General features: G+C 55.6%; 15 protein-coding genes. 9 read left to right on the plus strand and 6 right to left on the minus strand.

What is annotated here, in order from left to right; all coding sequences use genetic code 11:
* Together B3M32_RS06435 and B3M32_RS06440 are read left to right on the plus strand one after the other, a co-directional pair.
* A partial coding sequence (locus B3M32_RS06435) for a right-handed parallel beta-helix repeat-containing protein (protein ID WP_290744374.1) occupies window positions 1–3,335 on the plus strand: 3,335 nt, incomplete at its 5' end.
* 9 nt (window positions 3,336–3,344) lie between these two features.
* A complete protein-coding gene (locus B3M32_RS06440; protein ID WP_290744376.1) occupies window positions 3,345–4,922 on the plus strand; it encodes an NAD(P)/FAD-dependent oxidoreductase in 1,578 nt (525 codons plus the stop codon).
* On the opposite strand, the gene B3M32_RS06445 is transcribed toward B3M32_RS06440, so the two are convergent.
* Both B3M32_RS06445 and B3M32_RS06450 read right to left on the minus strand, forming a co-directional pair.
* Window positions 4,867–7,092 (minus strand): cytochrome c biogenesis protein, encoded by a 2,226-nt coding sequence (locus B3M32_RS06445; RefSeq protein ID WP_290744378.1) that lies wholly within the window; start codon window positions 7,090–7,092, stop codon window positions 4,867–4,869. The genes B3M32_RS06440 and B3M32_RS06445 overlap by 56 nt on opposite strands.
* 6 nt (window positions 7,093–7,098) lie before the next feature.
* Window positions 7,099–8,091, minus strand: coding sequence for a metallophosphoesterase (locus B3M32_RS06450; protein WP_290744380.1), 993 nt, complete (start codon window positions 8,089–8,091; stop codon window positions 7,099–7,101).
* 55 nt (window positions 8,092–8,146) lie between these two features.
* Here B3M32_RS06450 and B3M32_RS06455 point away from each other — a divergent pair, with 55 nt between their 5' ends.
* The 4 genes from B3M32_RS06455 to B3M32_RS06470 all read left to right on the plus strand — a co-directional run bounded on the left by B3M32_RS06455 (window position 8,147) and on the right by B3M32_RS06470 (window position 11,512).
* Window positions 8,147–8,707, plus strand: coding sequence for a DUF5662 family protein (locus B3M32_RS06455; protein ID WP_290744382.1), 561 nt, complete (start codon window positions 8,147–8,149; stop codon window positions 8,705–8,707).
* A gap of 64 nt (window positions 8,708–8,771) precedes the next feature.
* On the plus strand, window positions 8,772–9,608 hold the full coding sequence (locus tag B3M32_RS06460; RefSeq protein ID WP_290744384.1) for a CvfB family protein: 837 nt from the start codon (window positions 8,772–8,774) through the stop codon (window positions 9,606–9,608).
* 161 nt (window positions 9,609–9,769) lie between these two features.
* On the plus strand, window positions 9,770–10,732 hold the full coding sequence (locus tag B3M32_RS06465; protein WP_290744386.1) for an FISUMP domain-containing protein: 963 nt from the start codon (window positions 9,770–9,772) through the stop codon (window positions 10,730–10,732).
* Window positions 10,733–10,741: 9 nt separating this feature from the next.
* Window positions 10,742–11,512, plus strand: coding sequence for a CAP domain-containing protein (locus B3M32_RS06470; protein ID WP_290744388.1), 771 nt, complete (start codon window positions 10,742–10,744; stop codon window positions 11,510–11,512).
* Between the two features lie 9 nt (window positions 11,513–11,521).
* Here the strand turns inward: B3M32_RS06470 and B3M32_RS06475 are convergent, their stop codons facing one another.
* Entirely contained in the window at window positions 11,522–12,232 is a 711-nt protein-coding gene (locus B3M32_RS06475; protein WP_290744390.1) for an OmpA family protein, read from the minus strand.
* A 139-nt stretch (window positions 12,233–12,371) separates the two neighbouring features.
* On the opposite strand from B3M32_RS06475, the gene B3M32_RS06480 reads away from it, so the two are divergent.
* Complete coding sequence (locus tag B3M32_RS06480) at window positions 12,372–13,418, plus strand: hypothetical protein (RefSeq protein ID WP_290744392.1); 1,047 nt, start codon at window positions 12,372–12,374, stop codon at window positions 13,416–13,418.
* Between the two features lie 52 nt (window positions 13,419–13,470).
* On the opposite strand, the gene B3M32_RS06485 is transcribed toward B3M32_RS06480, so the two are convergent.
* Complete coding sequence (locus tag B3M32_RS06485; RefSeq protein ID WP_290744394.1) at window positions 13,471–14,301, minus strand: phosphatase PAP2 family protein; 831 nt, start codon at window positions 14,299–14,301, stop codon at window positions 13,471–13,473.
* Window positions 14,302–14,333: 32 nt separating this feature from the next.
* Between B3M32_RS06485 and B3M32_RS06490 the strand changes: the two genes are divergently transcribed.
* Both B3M32_RS06490 and B3M32_RS06495 read left to right on the plus strand, forming a co-directional pair.
* Window positions 14,334–15,266: an ArsR/SmtB family transcription factor gene (locus B3M32_RS06490; RefSeq protein WP_290744395.1), complete on the plus strand. Its 933-nt coding sequence runs from the start codon at window positions 14,334–14,336 to the stop codon at window positions 15,264–15,266.
* A gap of 258 nt (window positions 15,267–15,524) precedes the next feature.
* Complete coding sequence (locus tag B3M32_RS06495; RefSeq protein ID WP_290744397.1) at window positions 15,525–18,272, plus strand: hypothetical protein; 2,748 nt, start codon at window positions 15,525–15,527, stop codon at window positions 18,270–18,272.
* Window positions 18,273–18,339: 67 nt separating this feature from the next.
* Here B3M32_RS06495 and B3M32_RS06500 read toward each other — a convergent pair whose 3' ends face one another.
* Window positions 18,340–19,323, minus strand: a complete 984-nt coding sequence (locus B3M32_RS06500; protein ID WP_290744399.1) for a hypothetical protein — start codon at window positions 19,321–19,323, stop codon at window positions 18,340–18,342.
* Between the two features lie 35 nt (window positions 19,324–19,358).
* Entirely contained in the window at window positions 19,359–20,153 is a 795-nt protein-coding gene (locus tag B3M32_RS06505) for an HAD-IIA family hydrolase (protein ID WP_290744401.1), read from the minus strand.
* Window positions 20,154–20,175: the final 22 nt, after the last annotated feature.

Consider the following 20,175-nt stretch of genomic DNA (forward strand, 5'->3'; position numbering starts at 1 on the left):
TACCCCAGGAACCCGCTCCCGCAGCACAGGCCCCGGCAGCAGTAGCACAGGATTCCACCGCCGCAGCACAGGCCCCGGCAGCAGTAGCACAGGACTCCACCGCCGCAGCACAGGCCCCGGCAGCAGTAGCACAGGACTCCACCGCCGCAGCCCAAGCCCCGGCAGCAGTAGCACAGGACTCCACCGCCGCAGCACAGGCCCCGGACTCCACGGCACAACAACCCGTAGTCGCCGAGCCGATAGTCCAGAAGCTCACCGGCACCGAGATCAAGGGTAACGTACACGGCATGCTCACCGCAGACAAGTCCCCGTACCTCGTGACTGGCGACATCACCATCAACAACGACCAGGCCTTGTTCATCCAGGCCGGCGTAACGATCTATTTCGAACCGGGTACCGGAATCTACGTGAACAACGGTTCGCTTGCCGTCGCCGGCAACCCGTCCACGCCTGTCGTTCTCCGTTCTTCTTCGGAACCGGCAAAGGAAGGGAGCTGGAAAGGTATCTACCTCACCGGCGAAAACACGTTCAACCTGCACGGTGTCGAAATTGCCGATGCCGAAGTAGGCATCGCTATCGAAAAGGGCAACTTGAACCTGCAGTCGGCCAAGATCCGCAACACGGCCTCCCGCGGCGTTTACGTACGCGACGGCGAAGCAAGCATCATCGCCAGCGAATTTTCCGACAACAAGGGCGTAGCGCTCCACGCAGGCAACTATGCCAAGGTCAACGCCGACAACACCAACTTCACCAACAACAACTTCGCCCTCCTCAATTCCGAATTGGCGAGCACCTCCGTTCACGGCAGCGACTTCCACGCCAATGCTTTCGCAGTCGTCGGCAAGGAGAACAACCAGTTCAGCTTCCACAACACCTCGGTGCACGACAACAAGGTCGGTGCCGCGGGTATCGACATTATGGACCCGTCCGTAATCTCCAGCGTGAGCGACAACGACAACAACTTTGAATCGGCCACTATCGCGCTGCTTTCGACGTTGCCCGCGAATCCGGAGATCCCCGGCGTAGACAGGCGTCCATTCAACCCGAACGACAAGATCAGCGTTCTTGCCCGCGAAGAAAAGGAAAAAGAAATCGTCAAGGACACCTCCAAGACATGGACAATCCTCGGCAACGTGATGCTCGGCGGCAACTACCACAACGTGGCGACCCGCAAGAACAAGCACGAGGAACAGATTATCGGGAACGACACTATCGGCCACAATTCGAAGTTCAAGAACACGTTCCAGGTTCCCGGATTCGGCGGGGAACTGGCCGCCTATCTCTATATGCAGTCCAACGACGGCAAGACTATCGAGTTCAATACCGACATCACCGTTGATTCCTGGAACCACTTCTCCCCCAATCCCGTAACGCTGAGCTACAAGGACAACTACAACAGTGTCATTCTCGGCGACCACGAAAAGACCGGCGGAGAAATCTACATGTCGAACCTGCCGCTTTTCGGTATCGACTACACGCTTTCGCTCCTGAAAAACAACGCCGACGAACCCCTGTTCGAAGTCAACGGATTCTTTGGCGAAGCCAAGCGCAGCATGGTTCCCGGAGACAGGCATCCTTACATTTACAAGAACTATATCGAAGACGGTACGGCACAGGCCCAGAGACTGGCCTACGGCGGATCGTTCAAGTGGGCTCCCGTGCGCCGTTTCGACGCCAAGGTCGGCGCCATTTACGCCAGCGACGAGCTCGTAGACCCGCTTCTGCGCGACGGTGCATCAAGCAAGTACACGACAGTAGACCCGATGATTGACGCATTCACCATGTACGCCGACGGAAACTGGCTCTTCTTCCCGGGAGACATCGAACTCAATGGACAGATTGCCGTAGGCCGCGCAGACACCACCGACGTCATTCGCGAACGCGCCATCAACACGGTATTCTCCAAGGCCGGGCTCAACGTCAGCTCGTTCTCCAAGATTCGCAGCCTGTTGCAGAACTCGGAACGCATCAATGCCTTGAGCCACGACGAACTTGTCGAGATCTTTGGCGACAACGCCGCCCTCCGCGATTCCGAAATGAAGGACTCCCTGCGTACGCTTATCAAGGAAGCGAAGACTGTCCAGAACAAGAAAGAAGACGAACGCGACGACGACCGTATCCTGGGAGAGACCTGGGATAGCCAGAATTTCGCCCTCAGCGCATCGCTCAACTGGAACATCAACAAGACGCACATCTACGGCCAGGTAAAGTACATCGGCGAAGATTTTTACAGCGCCGGTTCCGATAACCAGCTTTCGGACTACCGCCAGTTCCTCGCCCGACTCGACCAGGACATCTTCAAGTTCTGGACTCTCGGCGTTCATTACGAACTCAATGTCGAAAACGCGGCCAATGGTGGCAAGAAGAACCACTTCGGCTTGAACGAAGGCACCCATTGGGGCATGCTCAACAGCGCCGGCAGCAAATGGCTCGACAAGCATGAGCTGGATATCGACCGCGCCAAGTATACGCAGAACATGGGTACCGACCAGAAGTTCAATATCGGCAAGAACGTCACGCTCACCGCCGGTTACAACTTCCAGTACCAGAAACAATACCGTCCGTACCAGCTGCACGGCGACTTCATGCTCGAAGACGGCATCTACAAGGACGAATGGTTCCGCGGTTACAAGAACAAGGCCACTACGAAAGTCATATACAAAGACGACACAACTCTCGTCGATTCGCTGCGCTGGGCCAAGTACAATTCACTCTACGGGGAAAGCGTTCTGGCCAGCAGGTTCCAGGAAAGAGTCTTCAAGCACACCTTCTTTGCCGGTGTCAGCGTAAAGGCGTTCAACACGACGTTCAAGGCCGACGGCCGTTGGACCATCCGTGCCGACGGTTCGCAGTTCCTCAGGGATAGTCTCGTCGAGGACTTCGACTTTAACGACACCACCTGGGCAAAGCTGGGTTACTATTTCGGTGGAGCCGATTATTTCGAGCACACCTACCCCTTGTCGGCAACGACGTCTTTCAAGGGCATCCAGAACCGCTTCGCCGTCATACCGCGATTCAAGTATTACACGCGCGACAACATGGATGAAGCCGAAATCACCTTCAGCGACGAATTCGAAATGCCGCTCAAGGACCGCTTCTTTGTCCTCGGCCTGAATGCGGAATTCCGCTACATGTCGACGACCTGGGAAGAAGGCGAAGACGACTTTGACGAATCGGAAAGCGACATTCTCGGAAGCACCAGCCTCCGCGTGAACCACACCAAGCATTTCTATAGCGTATGGAACGTTGGGGCATCGTTCTACAACCGTCCCGACGACCTTTCCAGCGAGTACCGCGACATCTTCGGTGGCATCCAGCTGAATTACATATTCTAGCACCACCCGATGTTCACATACCGCTATAGAGAACTGCCCGTAGCATTGCAACACAAAGGCGAGGTCCGAACGGCCCTCGCCAGGGAGTTGCATATCCACCCCGAAAAGATTTTCAATCTCGAAGTGGAGCGCTTCGCGCTGGACAGCCGTAAAAAGGGAAATCCGCACTGGAGCTACAACGTCATTTTCGACGTCCAGCAACAGCTCCGTGCAGGGAAGAATGCAGCGCGGGGACTCCTGGAAGCCTCGCGGGAAAACGAGACGCCCGACAGCGACCCGCTAGCGCAAAGCGTCCCGATGGCAAGCCACATAGACGTGATAGGCGCGGGCCCCGCAGGGCTGTGGGCAGCCCTCCACCTGCTGCGTCGCGGATTTGCCGTCGACCTTTACGAGCAGGGCAAACCCGTCGAGGAACGTTTCCGCGACATCCGCAGGTTCTTCGCCGAACGCGTCTTCAACGAGCATTCCAACGTATTGTTCGGCGAAGGCGGGGCCGGCGCCTTCAGTGACGGCAAGCTCAACACGCGCAGCCGCAATATTTTCTCGGAGACTGTCTTGCGCGACATGGTGGAATTCGGAGTCGACGAAAGCGTCGTGACGTTCGCCAAGCCGCACATCGGCACCGACAGGCTCGTACTGATGCTCCGGAAAATCCGTGCCGAAATCGCACGGCTCGGCGGCAAGATCCATTTCTACACCGCGCTCGAAGACATCGAAATCAAGAACGGATGCGTTTGCGCCATCAAGGTGAATGACGAATGGAAGCCCTGCGATGCGCTAGTCCTTGCCACCGGACATTCCGCCCGCGGCATATACGAACTGCTCGCAGCCCGCGGAGTCACCCTCGAAAGCAAGGCGTTCGCGATGGGCGTCCGCGTGGAACACCCGCAAGCGCTAATCAACCTGCGCCAACTCGGCAAGGATGTCGACACGAAGCTCACGGGCTCCGCGGAGTACTTCCTCGCCACGCCGACGCTTAACAAGACGAGCAGCGCCTACAGTTTTTGCATGTGCCCGGGTGGCGTGCTGGTCCCGTGCGCATCCGAGCCGGGAACGCTAGCCACCAACGGCATGAGCTACAGCCGCCGTAACGGCCACACCGCGAACGGTGCGATTGTCGTCCCCGTAGATGCGAGCAGCACCACGTTCGGAGGGCTCGATTTTCAGCGCAAGACAGAGCGCGATGCATTCGACGTGGGCGGCAAGAATTACGCGGCCCCCGCACAGACCATCAAGGCATTCCTCGCCCACCATGCCGACAAGAGCTTACCCAAATCCACATACCCTTGCGGACTTGTACCAAGCAATATCTGGGACTGGCTCGACAAGAAGATTTGCAGTTCGCTTGCAGAGGGATTCCAGAATTTTGACCGCAAGATTCCGGGATTCATCGAGCAGGGGCTAATCGTCGCGCCCGAGACGCGCACGAGTTCGCCAGTACGCATCACGCGCAACAACGATACGCTCGAAAGCGTCAATACCAAGGGACTTTTCGTGCTCGGCGAGGGCGCGGGCTATTCCGGCGGAATCGTCACGAGCGCCGCCGACGGCATAAGGCTAGCCGTACGCGCGAAAAAAAGCAAATAAGGAGAGTATCGGCGACGACGAACGCACCGAGCCAGGTGGCGGTGCCATTCTGGAATCCGTAACTGTGCAGCCCTACCCCGAGCAGGTTCACGCCGAACCAGCAGAGGAACGTCACAATCATGTTAAAACAGCTGAGCATGGCAAAGGCCCGCTCGCTAACCAGGCGCCCCGCACGCAAATGCAGCAGGAGCATCGCCCAGAGGATTACGAACAGTGCGCCACATTCCTTCGGGTCGAACCCCCAGAAGCGACCCCATGCGAAATCAGCCCACACGCCGCCCAGGAGCGTGCCAATGATGGTAAAGACCGCGCCAAAGACGAGCGTTCCGTACAGGAGCGAATTGAGCGGGGTGCGCGGCGATTCACCCGAAGATACCGCGCGGTTCTCTTCTGAAGATGCGCGGAACAGCGCCACATGCGCCACGACTCCAGAAAGGATCATCCCAGCAAAACCAAGCGCAATCGTAAACACGTGTATCGTGAGGAACACGGAGGAATTCAATACGGCAGGAATCGGCCGGAAGGTATCGCCCGGCTCCAGCACGAACTTTGCGAAGAACAAAAGGAGAGCCGCCATGAACGTCACGGGAACCATGAGCGAGAACGTACGGCGCTTGCAGAATATAAACGCGCCCGCCTCGAACGCCATCAACAGCATAGCCACGAGCAACACGATTTCGTACAGACTAGAAAGCGGGACACGGACGGCGACGTATGTGCGCAAGGTAAACAGAACCGCAAGTATTCCCGCCGTCGCGATACAGGCCACATTCGCCGCCACATCCATTTTCCTCGATTTGAAAATCAAGTTCAGCGAAGCAAGCAGGCAGGCGATAAACGCCGCCACGAACGCCCATAGCGCCAGATTAAGCTTGTGGTAGAGCACCTCCATCGAAATCCGCGCAGGATCCACACCCGCCTCTGCATCACCGACCGGCGAGAACGCCGTCCGTGCCGCGACCGCCTCGTATTCCAGGACGTTCGAATAGAGTCGACGCATTTCGAGAGTCGCCGGGTGATTATCATCGCGGCTCGCATAAAGTTGAAGCAAATCACGGGAACGGAAAAGTTCCGCATAACTCACGTAACGGCGGTCTTCGGGCAAATCCAAAGCCTGCGCCGCATCGCTACGCAACACTTTGAATAGCTCAAGATTTTTCGCTCCTTCGGGATGGTTCTGGATTAGACGCACGACATCCCCGGCAGAAAGCTTCGGCACCTCCTGCCTTTCGCAGTATGGGACCTCCCCGCGGAACTTGATTGTCACGCGACCGCTCAGATTGTCCAGGAATCCGCGGGCAAAGGAATCAAACGGACGAATAGCAGAATCTACCAGCACAGGGGAATCCGCCTTCAGGCCTTCCCAGATGGTCGTCGGTTGCGCCGACGCCTGCGAATTGGCGGGCGCCATCACGACAAGGCCCGCAACAAGCGCCAACAACGGCACGATTTTTGTTCCCATGTAAGAAGCCTGCGCTTTAGCAGTCTCCTTCCGCGCACAGCGCACTTTCACCACGTAATGGAACACCGCCCCCAGCAAGAAAAGCACCATAAACACGTACGGCACAAAGTGGAACGGGTCGTAATACACCTTGTACATCGAGATGACCTTGTTCTTCGACATAGGCAGGTCACCCCTGAAATGCGCGTAGTAGGGCCAACCCGTGAGCAACACGGATTCGTCCAGATTCACGGGCTCTACACCCAGGCTATCGTCTGCCGCATAGAACTTCACCTTCTGCGCGGTCGCACTGGAATCAGCAAGCTCGACAGAATTCAGGGCAACCACCTCGAACCCGTTGTACTCCCGCTTGATTTCGCTCCCGACAACGCCACCCGCGAGCAGCACGAGCAAGGCAACATGCATAAGCCAGAGGCCCGCATTTTTCCAACCGCGGGGCATCCGGAAAACCATACTCGCGACAAGGTTAGCACACGCAACAACCGCGACGCTCTTGAAGGCGGGCAACGGAACAACGCCCAGTACCCATATAAAGAAACTGTCAAAAAAGCGCTCGATGGCAACCGAAGCCGGAATACCCGCAGCCTCGGCATTCGCCTGCGCCAGGGTTCCCCAGAACGTGAGCACCAAAAAGGCAACAAGGACAAAAGCAGTCACCTTCAGCGACGCCAACTTTTTCAAGCATTCTTTCGTCTTTCGTCTTTCCACTATCGTCTAGATAGCCTCCACCCACACGAACTTGCTTTCGTCGAGTTTCTGTTCACCGTCGAAGCGGTAGGCGACAAGCCGGCCATCGCCACGGTAGCCTGCCACGCTAAAGTCAAGGCAGCATACGTTATCGCGAATCAGCTTCGGGAGTCCCGTCAGCCAATAATGCCCGAAAAACACCGGGCGTTCGCTTTCACCATAGAAAGACCTGTCCTTTATGTCGGCAGGCACATCAAGGGCCGGCAATTCTACGCCCGGCTGGAAACTCAGTTCGCGAAGCGTCGCATCTTTCGGGTCGAGCCACCAGCGGAGCCGGCAACGTTTACGCACCACGCCCTCGCCATCACAGAAGGTGATGCCGTCGGGCAAGTCCATCTCGGGCCCTTTCAAGAAGATGTTGATCGGGTCGAAAAGCGAATCGCCGTATTCGCAATACTGGTCGTTGGCACGGGCAATCAGTTCGTCGAAGTTTCCGTCGGCAAACGAACGGATACGCTCCTTCTTCAGCGTCTCGGCACACCGCGTATCGAAACAGGCGTGCTGCGCACGGAACGATTCCGTCTCGATATAGAACGGGAGCGTCTTCAAGAAATCGAGCATTTCCAGAAATTCGGACTTGCGGCCCTTATAGCATTCCACCGTCCTCGCGTGAATAGCGACCTTGTTGAAAGCGTGTTCGCGCAGGTAACCTCCACGGATAGAGTGGATGACATGTCCACCGCCAAAGCCGTTCAGTTGCCAGAAGCTGAGCGCATTGAATTCATGGTTGCCCATCAATGCAACGGCCGAGCCCGCATCGCGCATGGCGCGCACCAGGTTCACAGTTTCGCGGGCCTCGCCACCCCTATCGATATAATCGCCCAGAAAGACGACGGAGCGGCCACCCCCCGGATACCGGAAGGCCCCGCACGATTCCACGTAGCCCAGCTTCTTCAAAAGCTGGCGCAGCTCCTCGCAGTGCCCGTGGACATCGCCTATGAAATCGATAGAAGAGTTCATGACCTAAATATAATTTTCTATTTCTGACACATCCAATTTTTTTATTTTTCGAGCGATGTTCCACCCGATTCGACATTTCATCACCATCACTCGCCACAGGAACGAAGTCATCCGTCTCTGCTTCAAGGCGGGTATTGGCCTGCAGGGGCTGTTCCACGACCTGTCGAAGTATTCGCCTACGGAATTCATCCCCGGAGCCAAGTACTATAGCGGCAAGGAATCCCCGAACAACGGAGAACGCCGCGACACAGGCATGAGCCTCGCCTGGATGCACCACAAGGGCAGAAACAAGCACCATTTCGAGTTCTGGTACGATTACGAGATGGCCACCAAAAAGATTGTTCCCATGAACATGCCCGACCGCTACATCAAGGAAATGTTCTGCGACAGGGTGGCCGCGTCCAAGACGTACAACAAGCAAGGCTACACCGACAAATCGCCGCTCGAATACCTCCAAAAGAGTACGGCCAACGAAAAGATGACACCTACCACCTACCGCAAGCTCCTGTACCTGTTGCAGATGCTTGCCGAAAAGGGCGAAAAGGAGACTCTCAAGTTCATGCGGCACTGCAAGGAATTGCCTCTCGCCGAGATTGCCCCGAGCACAGCCCCGTAAAATCCTATATTTTTACTGTCGCGGATGGTCGCGACACCAACACCTGAACGGAAAGGCTAAAAAAATGGAAATCGGAAAAATTAACCGCGCACGCGTCGACGCAGTCATGCCCCAGGGTTTCTACCTGGAGCTCGAAACCGGCGGCCGCATACTGCTTCCCGGCAACAAGAACCAGTTCACGTTACAAGAAGGCGAGATCGTCGACGTATTCGTCTACATGGATTCCGAAGACCGCCCCATCGCCACGCTGGACAGGCCGTTCGCCCAGGTTGACGAATTTGCCGTTCTCGAAGTCAAGGACGTCAACAACATCGGCGCGTTCCTCGACTGGGGCCTGAACAAGGACCTTTTCCTCCCCTACAAGCAACAGCTCGGCGAACTGCGCCGGGGGGACAAGTGCGTCGTCTACATCTTGAAAGACGAAAAGAGCGGCAGACTTGTCGCCACCGAAAAAATCAAGAGTTTCATTGATACGGACACCTCCGAACTCCACGTAGGCCAGCGCGTCGAGCTTGCCGCCTACGAAGTCACGCCCGACTACGTCGACTTCCTGGTAGACTACCGTTACACGGGACGCCTCATGGTGACGCGCGGCATGGGACGTATCTACATCGGCGATACCATGCCCGGATACATCCAGCGGTTTACCGGCGACGGAAAGATTACGCTGAACCTCACTCCGGTCGGCTACAAGGGCATCATGAACAGCGAAAGCCCGAACGCCATCCTTCAAAAGCTGGAAGAAGCCGGCGGGTTCCTACCTTACGGCGACCATTCCGACCCGGAAGCCATCCGCGAGGAATTCGGCATTTCCAAGAAGACCTTCAAGAAGATTCTCGGCACGCTTTTCCGCGAAGGGAAAATCGTCATCGAGGATGACGGCTTCCGTACCGCCGGCTAAAACAAACTTTTTTTTACATTAACATCTTTTTTTGCGATTTTTTTGTGAAAATATCACAAGTTTTTTCGCATTTCCCGATTTCGGTATATATTTGCAGTAGAAACAAGAACTGTTTTAAACATTTATTGAGGTTGTGAATGCGTATATTAGGCCGTTTGGCTGTGGCCTGCTCTATTTTTGCAAGTTTTGCTTTTGCTACCAACATTGTCGACTCCCGCGACAACCATAACTACAAGACTATTCCCAGCGGCAAACTGAACTGGTCGACCAACGACCTGAGTTTCAAGGACGTTTCCGCACACATGAACAAGGGGACAGGCTACTATCCCTACGACTCCTGGCAGAAAGTATGTCCGGAAGGTTCCCATGTTCCGACAATCGCGGAATGGGACGAATTCAAGAAAGACCGCTTCATGGGTCCGCGCAAGGTTCCCAACGTGAAGAGCTTTGCCGGCAAGACCCGCGGCTATTTTGACCAGAACGACAGCAAGAAAAAAATCAAGAACAAGGACGTGGCCTATTTCGCCATCGCCGGAGCCATGCCGCAGGCAATGATGCTCGACATCAAGCGCGGCAACGCCAAGCAGGTCAGCCTCGCCCCGACAGCCCTAATCGCAGTACGCTGCGTCAGCGAACGCGACCTGTTTGCCGAAAAGAACGTTTCCGAGAAGGACATGGTCCTGACCGACCAGCGCGACGGCAAGACATACAAGGTCGAAAAAAGGGGCAACCGTCTTTGGATGACGCAGAACCTCAGGTTCAGCCTGCAATCCGCCAAGCAGTGTTTCTTGGAAGACACGCTGTTCTGCAAGAGACATGGACGCTTCTACACCCACACCGAAGCTAAAAAGGCCTGTCCCGCCGGGTGGCACCTTCCCGATGACGGCGAATGGAGAGATTACCAGAAGGAGCACGTCAACTGGGACAACCTTGGAGTCGGCGGATGCAGGGACTGGGACGAATATTGCGATGAAGCGACTACTGGCCATTACTGGTCCTCTACTTCCATCATGAAAAATACCGGCCGTTCATGGGAATTCAGAAAAACCGCGAAAGGCATCAACCGCACTGACGAAAACGTCCAGAAGGGACTCTACGTGAGGTGCGTCACCGAATTGGAATAGGAGAAAATCATGAAATCGGTTTCTTTCAAGCTTTCTGCAATCGCGTTCTCGGCCGCTCTGGCCTTGTCGCTCGGCGCATGCTCCGACGACAGCTCGGGCAGCGGCGTCACCCACGGGGAATTCTCAGTACCCATTCCCGACGGACTCGCCGACGATGACGGCGATTCATCCGCATCCGAAGAAGTTTCTTCGGCCTCCAAGGACAATTCATCCGAAAGTACACAGGACTCCGTTACCGTCTGGGTTGATACGAGCTACGATGACGTGGACGAGTCCAGTTCTTCCGAAGCAAAATCCTCCGAAGCAAAATCTTCCGAAGCCAAGTCATCTGCAAGCAGTTCGGCCAGTACCGCCAGAAGCTGGCGCGACGACTGTCTCGACATCATCAACGAGTACCGCGCCACCGAAGGCAAGCCCGCCCTTTCGCTCGCCTCCGAAGAAAAACAGACTTGCACCGACAAGCAGGCTGCAGACGACCTGAAAGAAAATTCCGCACACGGCCACTTCAGAGCCTGCGACGAATGGGCCCAGAATACCGGACCGAACGTCAACCTCAAATGGAAGTCCGACACCGTCGAAATCGCCAAGTACTACTTGAACATGATGTGGGACGAGAAAAAACTCATCGAAAGCGGGGAACGGGACCCGAACAAGGATGAGGACTATTCCTACATCGGCCACTACCTGAACATGAGCAGCACCAAATACAAGACCGTCTCATGCGGTTTCGCCACGAATAGCGACAACACGACAGGTTGGCTTAACGTCAATTTCTATTAAGAAACCGAATTACTTTTCGGAAACTTCAACTTCGTCCGCATTCAAGACCCTGATCTCGATGCGGCGATTTTTTTTGCGGCCGGCCTCGGTGGAATTGTCCGCCTTGGGCTGGCTGGATCCGTAGCCCGTCGCCGAAATGCGGTCTTCCGGGATGCCCCGGCCGATCATGTATTCGCGAACGCTGTATGCGCGCTCCGCAGACAGGCGCTGGTTGAACATGGCATCGCCTTCGCTGCTGGTGTGGCCTTCAATCTCGACACGGGCCTTGGGGTTCTTCTTGAGCCCGATGACCGCGGCATCCAGGACCTTGAACGAGGATTCTTCCAGTTCCGCACTCCCGGCCTTGAATGTCACGCCGTTCAGTTCGGCACGGGTATCGTCGAACACGACCGTGATTCCACCGGTACTGGCGGTCAACGACACGTAGGGGGTCTCCCCGCATTCAAACGGGCCGGTCAAGCTTTCGCAAAGGATCGTGTACGAATCTTCGCGCGGAATCATAAAACTCGTTTCACCATAGCTGTCGGTAGAGACGACAATCTTGTTTTTCGGGTGGTTCTGCCCTACAAATACCAGTTTCTTGTGCGCATGGGGTTCATCATCGTTGTTCACGTAGGCGACATTCAATACGGCATGGGTCTTGTTGGGGGCTAAAGAACGGGCTTGCAAAGCAGAAAAAGCCGCCAAGACCAACACAAAAGCGAGCATATACGATTTCATAGGCCCAAAAATAGATTCATCTACCAAAAAAAATGACATTTCCCTACAAAATCGCCCCCTTTTTTTTAAATTTATTTACATCGACACCACTCATCGCCCAGGTCGCCCCCTCAAAAGCGACCATGGCACTGGAGAAAAAATGAAACTCACAAAGATCGCATGCACCCTGATCGCTGCATTCATGGCAAGCACCGCCTTTGCAGTCGATGGGGACTTCGCCCTCAAGGGCAACGTCCAGACCCAGGTGACCAAGTCCATCGCCGATGAAGACAACAACTTCAGCAGCGGCTGGATTCGTGCTAACGTGGGCGGCCAGTACAAGAGCGACAACCTGGACGGAACCATCATGCTCCGTATCTTCGCTCCCGAATTCGGCAACAACATTGACGGGACCAAGTACGACAAGATTCTCGCAGACCTCTACTGGGTCAACTACAAGTGGGGGCTCGGTGACAAGGACAAGATGAACCTGAAAATCGGTCGCTGGAAGACGGACTGGTCCCAGTCGACGCATTTCGGTACCTATGTCGACAAGGACCTGACCAAGCGCGGTCTCTGGATGCGCGATTATAGCCACAACGCCCTCGAACTCGGGTGGATCCATGGCCTCAACACCCTCAACCTCATGGTCGCCACGAAGGACGGCAACGCCAACCAGGGCTATGTCCGTATCGAAGACGACATGAAATTCACGTTCCCGCTCGAACTCAAGGTAGCGTACCGCAGCAACGCCGTCGATGTCGTGCAGCACTCCGCCTACCTCACCCACCGCATTGCCGCCTACGGCAGCTATAACATCGTCCCGATATTCCGCGTCTACGGTGAATACGCCTGCGTGTACACCCAGGAAGACGACGAGTTGAACACAGAAGCAAGCAACTACCTCGTTCCGGAATCCAAGTACTACAAGCCGGGCGAATACTACCAGCCGTTCTATCTCGGTGCAGACTTCGCCCCGAGCACCGGCATTCTCAATACGCTCATGAGCAACCTCATGGTGGAATGGGAATACATCAACCGTCGTGACAACCTGTACCAGGTCACCGAACAGACCTACGACGACTGGGCATGGACTGTCGCCTGGGTCAAGAATATCGGACCTTCCAAGCTCCAGTTCAGTGTCTATAGCGAAAACGAAATGACTGACGTGGGTCTCGCCTTCCGCCTGACATCCACCATCAAGTAACAATCTTTTTGCGAAGAGTTTCATGCACAGGCCGAACGGCCTGTGTTTTTTCTTAGAAGCGCAGCGTCACGCCGGCAGCATCCGGCCCCGCATAGAGCGAGACTTTTTTGGACGAAGCCTTGTGCATGCGGATTATCGAGAAGCTGAGTCCCGTACCTATCAGGGCTCCGGCTACGACATCTGTCGGGTAATGCTTGCCCGCGGCAATGCGCAATATTCCGACGAATCCGGCGGCAGAAAGAGAACCCGCCCAGACGATTCCCCTGTAGGGGGACGACGGATAGACTTCGCTAAACCATTCCCCGGTAAACACCGCTATCGTAAAGGCGGCCGAGGTATGGCCGCTGAAAAAACTCCCGTAGGCTTCGCCTTCCGCCTTTTCCGCAGCTTCCAGACCGCGGCCTTCCTTGGCGTACACATAGGGCCTGGGCCAGAGTTGCATGCACCGCACCAGCATATTCATGCCGTTCTGCAGGGCGAGAGCCTGCGCGAATATCAACAGGTAAGAGCCGAAATCACCGCCGCTGGCATCGCCTTTTGCCCAGGAATACGCCGACAAGGCGATTGGCGACACGCCGAGCAACACGGCCCAGTCACTTACTTTATCTGCAGCATCACTATGGCGGCCGGCCACGGGGCGGTCCCAGGGAAGCAGCCTCGAGGCGGCAGGGACATCTTCTTGGGCGGGCACGGTCAGCTGGGAATACCGGTAATTGCCGTAAACGCTGAAAAACGCCGAGGCAAATGTCAGCGGCATATCCTTGATCCAGGTAACTTCGTAATGGCGTTCGGCATGTTCCTGCGCCAGGGCTAGTCCCGGGAATACGGACAGGGCAAGGAGCAGCGTTGCGCAAAACAGCCTTTTAGATACGTCACATAACACAACAAAAAAATAATTATTTATATTAACATCGTATGACTCGCGAACCTATTACTCCTACCATGGATTTATTCAGCGCCATTTCCGACGAAATGCGCCTCAAGATACTCATGCTCCTGGACCAGGCTGAATTTACCGTCAACGAAATCAAGGACATCCTGGACATCCACCAGAGCAACGCGAGCCGACACCTGGCCAAGCTTTCTGCCTGCGGACTCCTGAAGGACCGCAGGGACGGCATCAAGGCCTACTACCGTTTAAGCGAAGACCTGCTGATGAGCAGCCGCGTCCTCTCCGTCATCCGTGACGCATACGGGGAACTGCAGGACAAGGATATCCTGTGCTGCCGTGCCGAACAGGTTCTCCAGGAACGCACCGACAAGACCAAGGGGCAAATCCACAAGCTGGACCAGGCCGGAGGCAGCCTCAAGGCGCAGATAAGCCTGTTCAGCCGGCTAATGATTCCGTTCGAAAACGCCGTAGACATCGGTTGCGGCGAAGGCGGCGACCTTTCCCTGATGCTCGCCAACCGATGCAAGAACGTCACATCCCTGGACTGCGACCCGAAAGTCATCAGCGGGATGCAGAAAATCCTGAAACAAAAGGGCATTACCAACATCACGCCGAAAGTGGCCGACATGAACAAGACGGGACTCCCGAACAACTATGCCGACCTCGTCCTGATGAGCCAGGTCCTGCACCACGCCACGGATCCGAGAATCGCCATCAAGGAAGCCGTGCGCATTCTCAGGCCGAAGGGCATGCTCGCCCTGCTCGATCTCGCCCAGCACAAGGAAGAGTCCTTCCGGACCACCCATGGCCATATCTGGCTAGGTTTTGACCGCAACCAGCTCGAGTTTTTCGTCAAGGAATTCAACTGCCGCATCGTCAGCAGCGAAATCATCCCCAGCGAAAACGCTGTCGACAAGAAACTGCCCGTTATCTGCATGATTATCACGAAAGACTAGACTTATCGCATCTTTTTTTCGGAACCTATTGTTTTTTCGGCTAAAATCGTATATTTTAAGAGTAGAAGATCTAAGGAGTATTGAATGGCAAAGTTTATCAAGTACGTTGTAATCGCAGCAGTCTGCATCATCTCCGCCTTCGGCATCTATAGCCTGGTCAAGTACAACAAGGTCGACGAAAACACTCTCGACTAGTTCTCAAAGCCGTTTCAACCAGTACCACAGCGGTATCGCTGCGGTATTTTTATATTTAAAGACATGAAGTTATTCAACAAGAAATCCGTATTCTTTACGGCCATGGCCATACTCTTTATGGCGATCCTCCTGGTCGTCTTCCGCGAATTCGCATTCGATTCCAACCAGCTGATGCTCAACAGCGACCAGCTCAACGGGCTTGGCAGCCGCATTCTCCGTGCCGAAAATGTCGTGCTGACCGAATGGGACGACAGCCGCCTCGGTGGTGTCCCGACAATCGACGCCCTGTTTGCCGACGCCTACCATCCGCTCGTCGCCATGCAGTTCATCACCGACCCGGCCCGCGCCGTGGGCATCAAGTTCATCTTGACTATCTGGGTGGCCTTCATGAGCGCCATGCTCCTTGCCTGGAACCTCACCGGGAACCGCTGGTGGGCAGCCCTGCTCGGATTCCTTTACGCCTTCTCGCCCGAATATTTCACCTACATCTACGGCGGACACGACGGCAAGATGATGGTTTTCGCCATCGCTCCCCTCGCCATCCTCGCCATCCGCAAGATTGTCCGCGAAGCCAGCATCGCCTACATGGTCGTCCTGGCGTTAAGTATCGCCTGGATGATTCTCGGTAGCCACCTGCAGCTGACCTACATGTTCCTGTGGGGAGCCGGATTCTACACGCTTTACGAAGTCGCCTTCCACTGCGACGCCCTGAAAACCCGCGGCAAGCGCATCGGCCTTGCGGCGGCAGGTCTCGCCTTCGGCCTTGCCCTCAGCTGTTTCCAGGTCATTCCGCCCTACCTCTACACGACCACGCAATCCGTGCGCGGCGAAGACGACCACACCAATTACGGCCACGCCAGCAGCTGGTGCCTGCACCAAGAAGAACTGATGCAAATGGTCCTCCCCGGATTTATCGGCGTAGACGTCTACCAGCAAGACGAAAAGACCGGCGATCTCAACAGCAGCTCGTTCGTCAACATCGACATGCAAGAATATCGCGCGATGAAAGAATCCGGCGCTCAGGGCAGCCCGTTCTATTGGGGTCACAACAGCTTCAAGCTGGACCACAACAACGCGGGAGCACTCCTCACGTTCCTCGGATTTCTCTGCCTGTTCCTCCCGGGCAAGCGCCGTTGGGCCTGTTTCTGGGCCATCGGAGCCGTCGTCGCGCTCAGTTACGGCATGGGCGTCCACTCGCCGCTATTCAAGCTCTGGTACAACATCCTTCCCGGCGCCAAGAGTTTCCGCGCACCGGGCATGTCCATGTTCTGGTTGCCACTCATCCTGGTCATGATGGCTGCCCCTGTCATAAAGGCGCTGGCCGACGATTCCGCCGAAGCAGTCAAGACACACCGGGCTTTGCTGCACGGCTCCGCCATGTTCGCCGTCATGCTCCTGCTCGCAGTCGTTGCCCGCTACAACTGGACTCTTTTCATCGGCCCGTTCGGCCTTGTCGTATCGATCCTGTTCGCAGTCGCCTGCCTTGCCATGATGAGCATCGACGACCAGGGCAAGCCTTTCTCCGCGGCGAACTTTGTCGACGCATTGAAAAACAAGCTTCCCGGCACGCCGCGCGGAGTCCAGATATGCGTCCTCGTCGGTTTCGCCTTCATCGGACTTTTCCTGATGAGCGGGCAAAACTTCTTGACGGATCCGATTGTCGCTCCCTATTTCAAGCCGCTTGATGAAATCACCATGAATTCCACCGCCGGCAAGGCTGTCCCCGGATTCCTCATGATTCTCGCCATCATGGCTGCCGCCTTGGCGGTATTCAAGTGGAAGGGGAACGTTGCCGCCAAGGCGGGCATTCTCGCCGCCATTGCCGGCATAGAACTGTTCTTCATCAACGGCATTTTCATCCAGAACGTTGCAGAAAAGGATTACATACAACCGCAAAATCCCGTTACGGCGGCCATCCAGAACGCCTACAAGGCCGACGCCCCGAACTTCCCGCGCGTACTTTCCCTTTCAAGATCGCCGGCGCTTTCCGGCAACACCTTCCCGCAATACCACATGCGTAACGCCGCCGGCATCCACGACAACGAACTCGCCAGCTACCGCAAGTTCCGTGGCGGCCAGCAGAACGAAAACTACATGATGAACCTGCAGAGTGCCGATGCGCCCCACCCGTTCCTCGACTTGATGAACGTGGGCGCCATCATCTTCGACAGCCGCCAGGGAACCACCTTCATGCCTATCCAGACGGCCATGGGCGAAGCATATATCTATGGTGAAGCCGTTGTCATGGACGATGACCAGGCCATACAGACCCTCAGGGACAAGGCCGCCATCCGCAAGGAAGAACCCGTAAGCGAACCTGTCGCAGACACCCTCGCCACGGATTCCACGGCTACTGATGCTACGGCTACGGATTCCACGGTCGCAGCCACCCCGGCGTCCAAGGCCGAAGTCAACGACCCGAACGCATTCTACTACCGCGAAAAGGTTATCTTGTCCGAAGCACCGGAGCATCCGGGTGAAGGCGGCGTGGCCAACGGATACGCCAAGCTTGTCGAAAGCCCCAAGATGGACACGCAGGTATTCCAGGTCGAAAGCGACCGCGCCGGCTTCATGGTTGTCGCGGGCAACTACCATCCGTACTGGACCGCGACCGTCAACGGCGCTCCCGCGAAGGTCTACAAGGCATTCGGCACGCTCCGCGCCGTCGAGATTCCCAAGGGCAAGTCCGAAGTCCGCATGGAATACAGGAGCGCTCCGCTCCATGCCTGTCTGAAGGTTTCGTTCGCCGCAGCGATCCTTCTCTTAGGCATCGGCATCTTCGCCTTCGTCCGCAGGCGTCGCGCCGCCTAACCGGCAAAAACCTTAAACAAGAAAAGCCCTCCGTGAAGGAGGGCTTTTCCAATTTCATGAAGCAGCGTTATTTCATACCGCCGACAACCAGGTCGACCACCATATTGGCCAGAGACTTTGCCACGTCGGCTTCGGAAGCATCCTTCTTCAGCGGAATGCCTTCGGCCTTCTTCATCGCAAGAATCAGTTCCTCGATGCAGTAATCATCATAGGTCACGTCTCTCCAGTAATCGTGGAAACGGAATTCGGAGTTTGTTCCCTTGTCATCTTGCCAGTCGGCGTAGGCGGCCTTGCAATCTTGTTCGTTGTATGCATAACGGAAGCTGAATTCGATCTTGCAGACCTTGTCGCCATAGGCAACAGAGAGGTCTCCGGAATGCGGTGTAAATTCACCGATAGAGACCTTCACCAGGTCATCGTAAAGGTACATCGCGTCGCAATCCGGCACGCGGATGTTGCGGAGCATTTCCGCTTCGTCAAGCGTATCGCTCGGGGCGCGGAATCGCATGTAGAATGCAGTCAACACGGAATCCGCTTCTTCGAGAGCCTCGTTCCCCTTGCGGAAGCCAGCCGTATAGAAATCCTTGAGGAAGCAGTTGCCGTCAAAGCGGAAGACTTCCTGGATCATATTGTCCGAAGTCAGGCGCAAGCCGTTCAAGAAGCTCTTGTTGTTGTATTCGGGATCCATCCAGAGTCCTACCGGGAACTTGGAACCGTCGTACTGGAACTTGGTCGGATCAGCGTCGTCTTCGATGAGCGTGATGGTCGACTTGTTGATGTAAGCTTTCAGGGTATCCGGTTCTTCTTCGAACGCCTTCCACACCAGGTTTCCAAGCGAGCCTTCCTTGCAGACGGGTTCCTTGATAATCAGGGTCGAGTCCTTCGAATTGTACGAATACTTGGCCTTGGCCGTAATCATTTCGAAGGGGGCCTTCAGATCCACGACTTCGGACACGGGTTCTTCGGCACTGCTGCTATCATCGCCGCAAGCCACAAGGAAACCAGCTGCCACAAGGGCTAACGGCATAGAAAACTTTATCATCTTAGTCATTACAGCTCCATTTTATAAAATCATTATAGCAATTTTCAGACATCACCCCTGAAAAAAGCGTCAAAATCAATATCGCTAACTGATTCCACCACGAGCTCGGGCTTCACGTCGAGTTTTTCAACATCTTCGCGTTTCGTCTCGCCGCACAGCGGCAGCACGAACCTGCAGCCGGCGCGCTTCGCCAGTTCAAAGTCCGTGTAGAGGCGGTCGCCTACAAAAAGGATTTCTTCGGGCTTGTACTTTTTCAGCAGGTTCGAAAGCATGGCCGGATTCGGCTTGCCAAAACTGCGTTCCGGTTCCACACCGTAGGCCGTCTTGAGCAAGGCCATAAAACTCCCGATATCGGGCACGGGGCCGTTTGCGTCGGGGCATACGAAATCCGTGTGCGTCACCCAGAACGGAATCCCGCGCTGTACGCGGAAACTGAGTTCGCAAAGTTCGCGGTAGTCAAAGCTATTGTGGTAGGCCACGAGAACGAGTTCGGTATCGGCCACGGAAGGCTGCAAGTTGAGGCTCGGATCCTGGGCCGCAAACCACTCGAACACTTCGGGGTTCGCAAAGAAGTAAACGTTCTTTAAGCCCTTCTCGTGAATCGCATCCAGGGAAAGGTAAAGCGCCGAAATGATGGCGTCGTCGCGGAGCGGGAGCCCCATGACCTTCAGGCGGTTCTCGTAAAATACGGGAGACTTGCTCGTGTTGTTGCTGAGGTAGTAGACCGGAACCCTCTTGGCCACTTCGTTTACGGTTTTTACGGCCTTCGGATACGGACGGCCGCTCAAGTAAAGGGTACCGTCCAAATCGAAAACAACAACTTTAACAGGACAACTCACATGAATGAATATAGCATATTTT

This window comes from Fibrobacter sp. UBA4309 (assembly GCF_002395745.1).
Lineage (GTDB): Bacteria > Fibrobacterota > Fibrobacteria > Fibrobacterales > Fibrobacteraceae > Fibrobacter.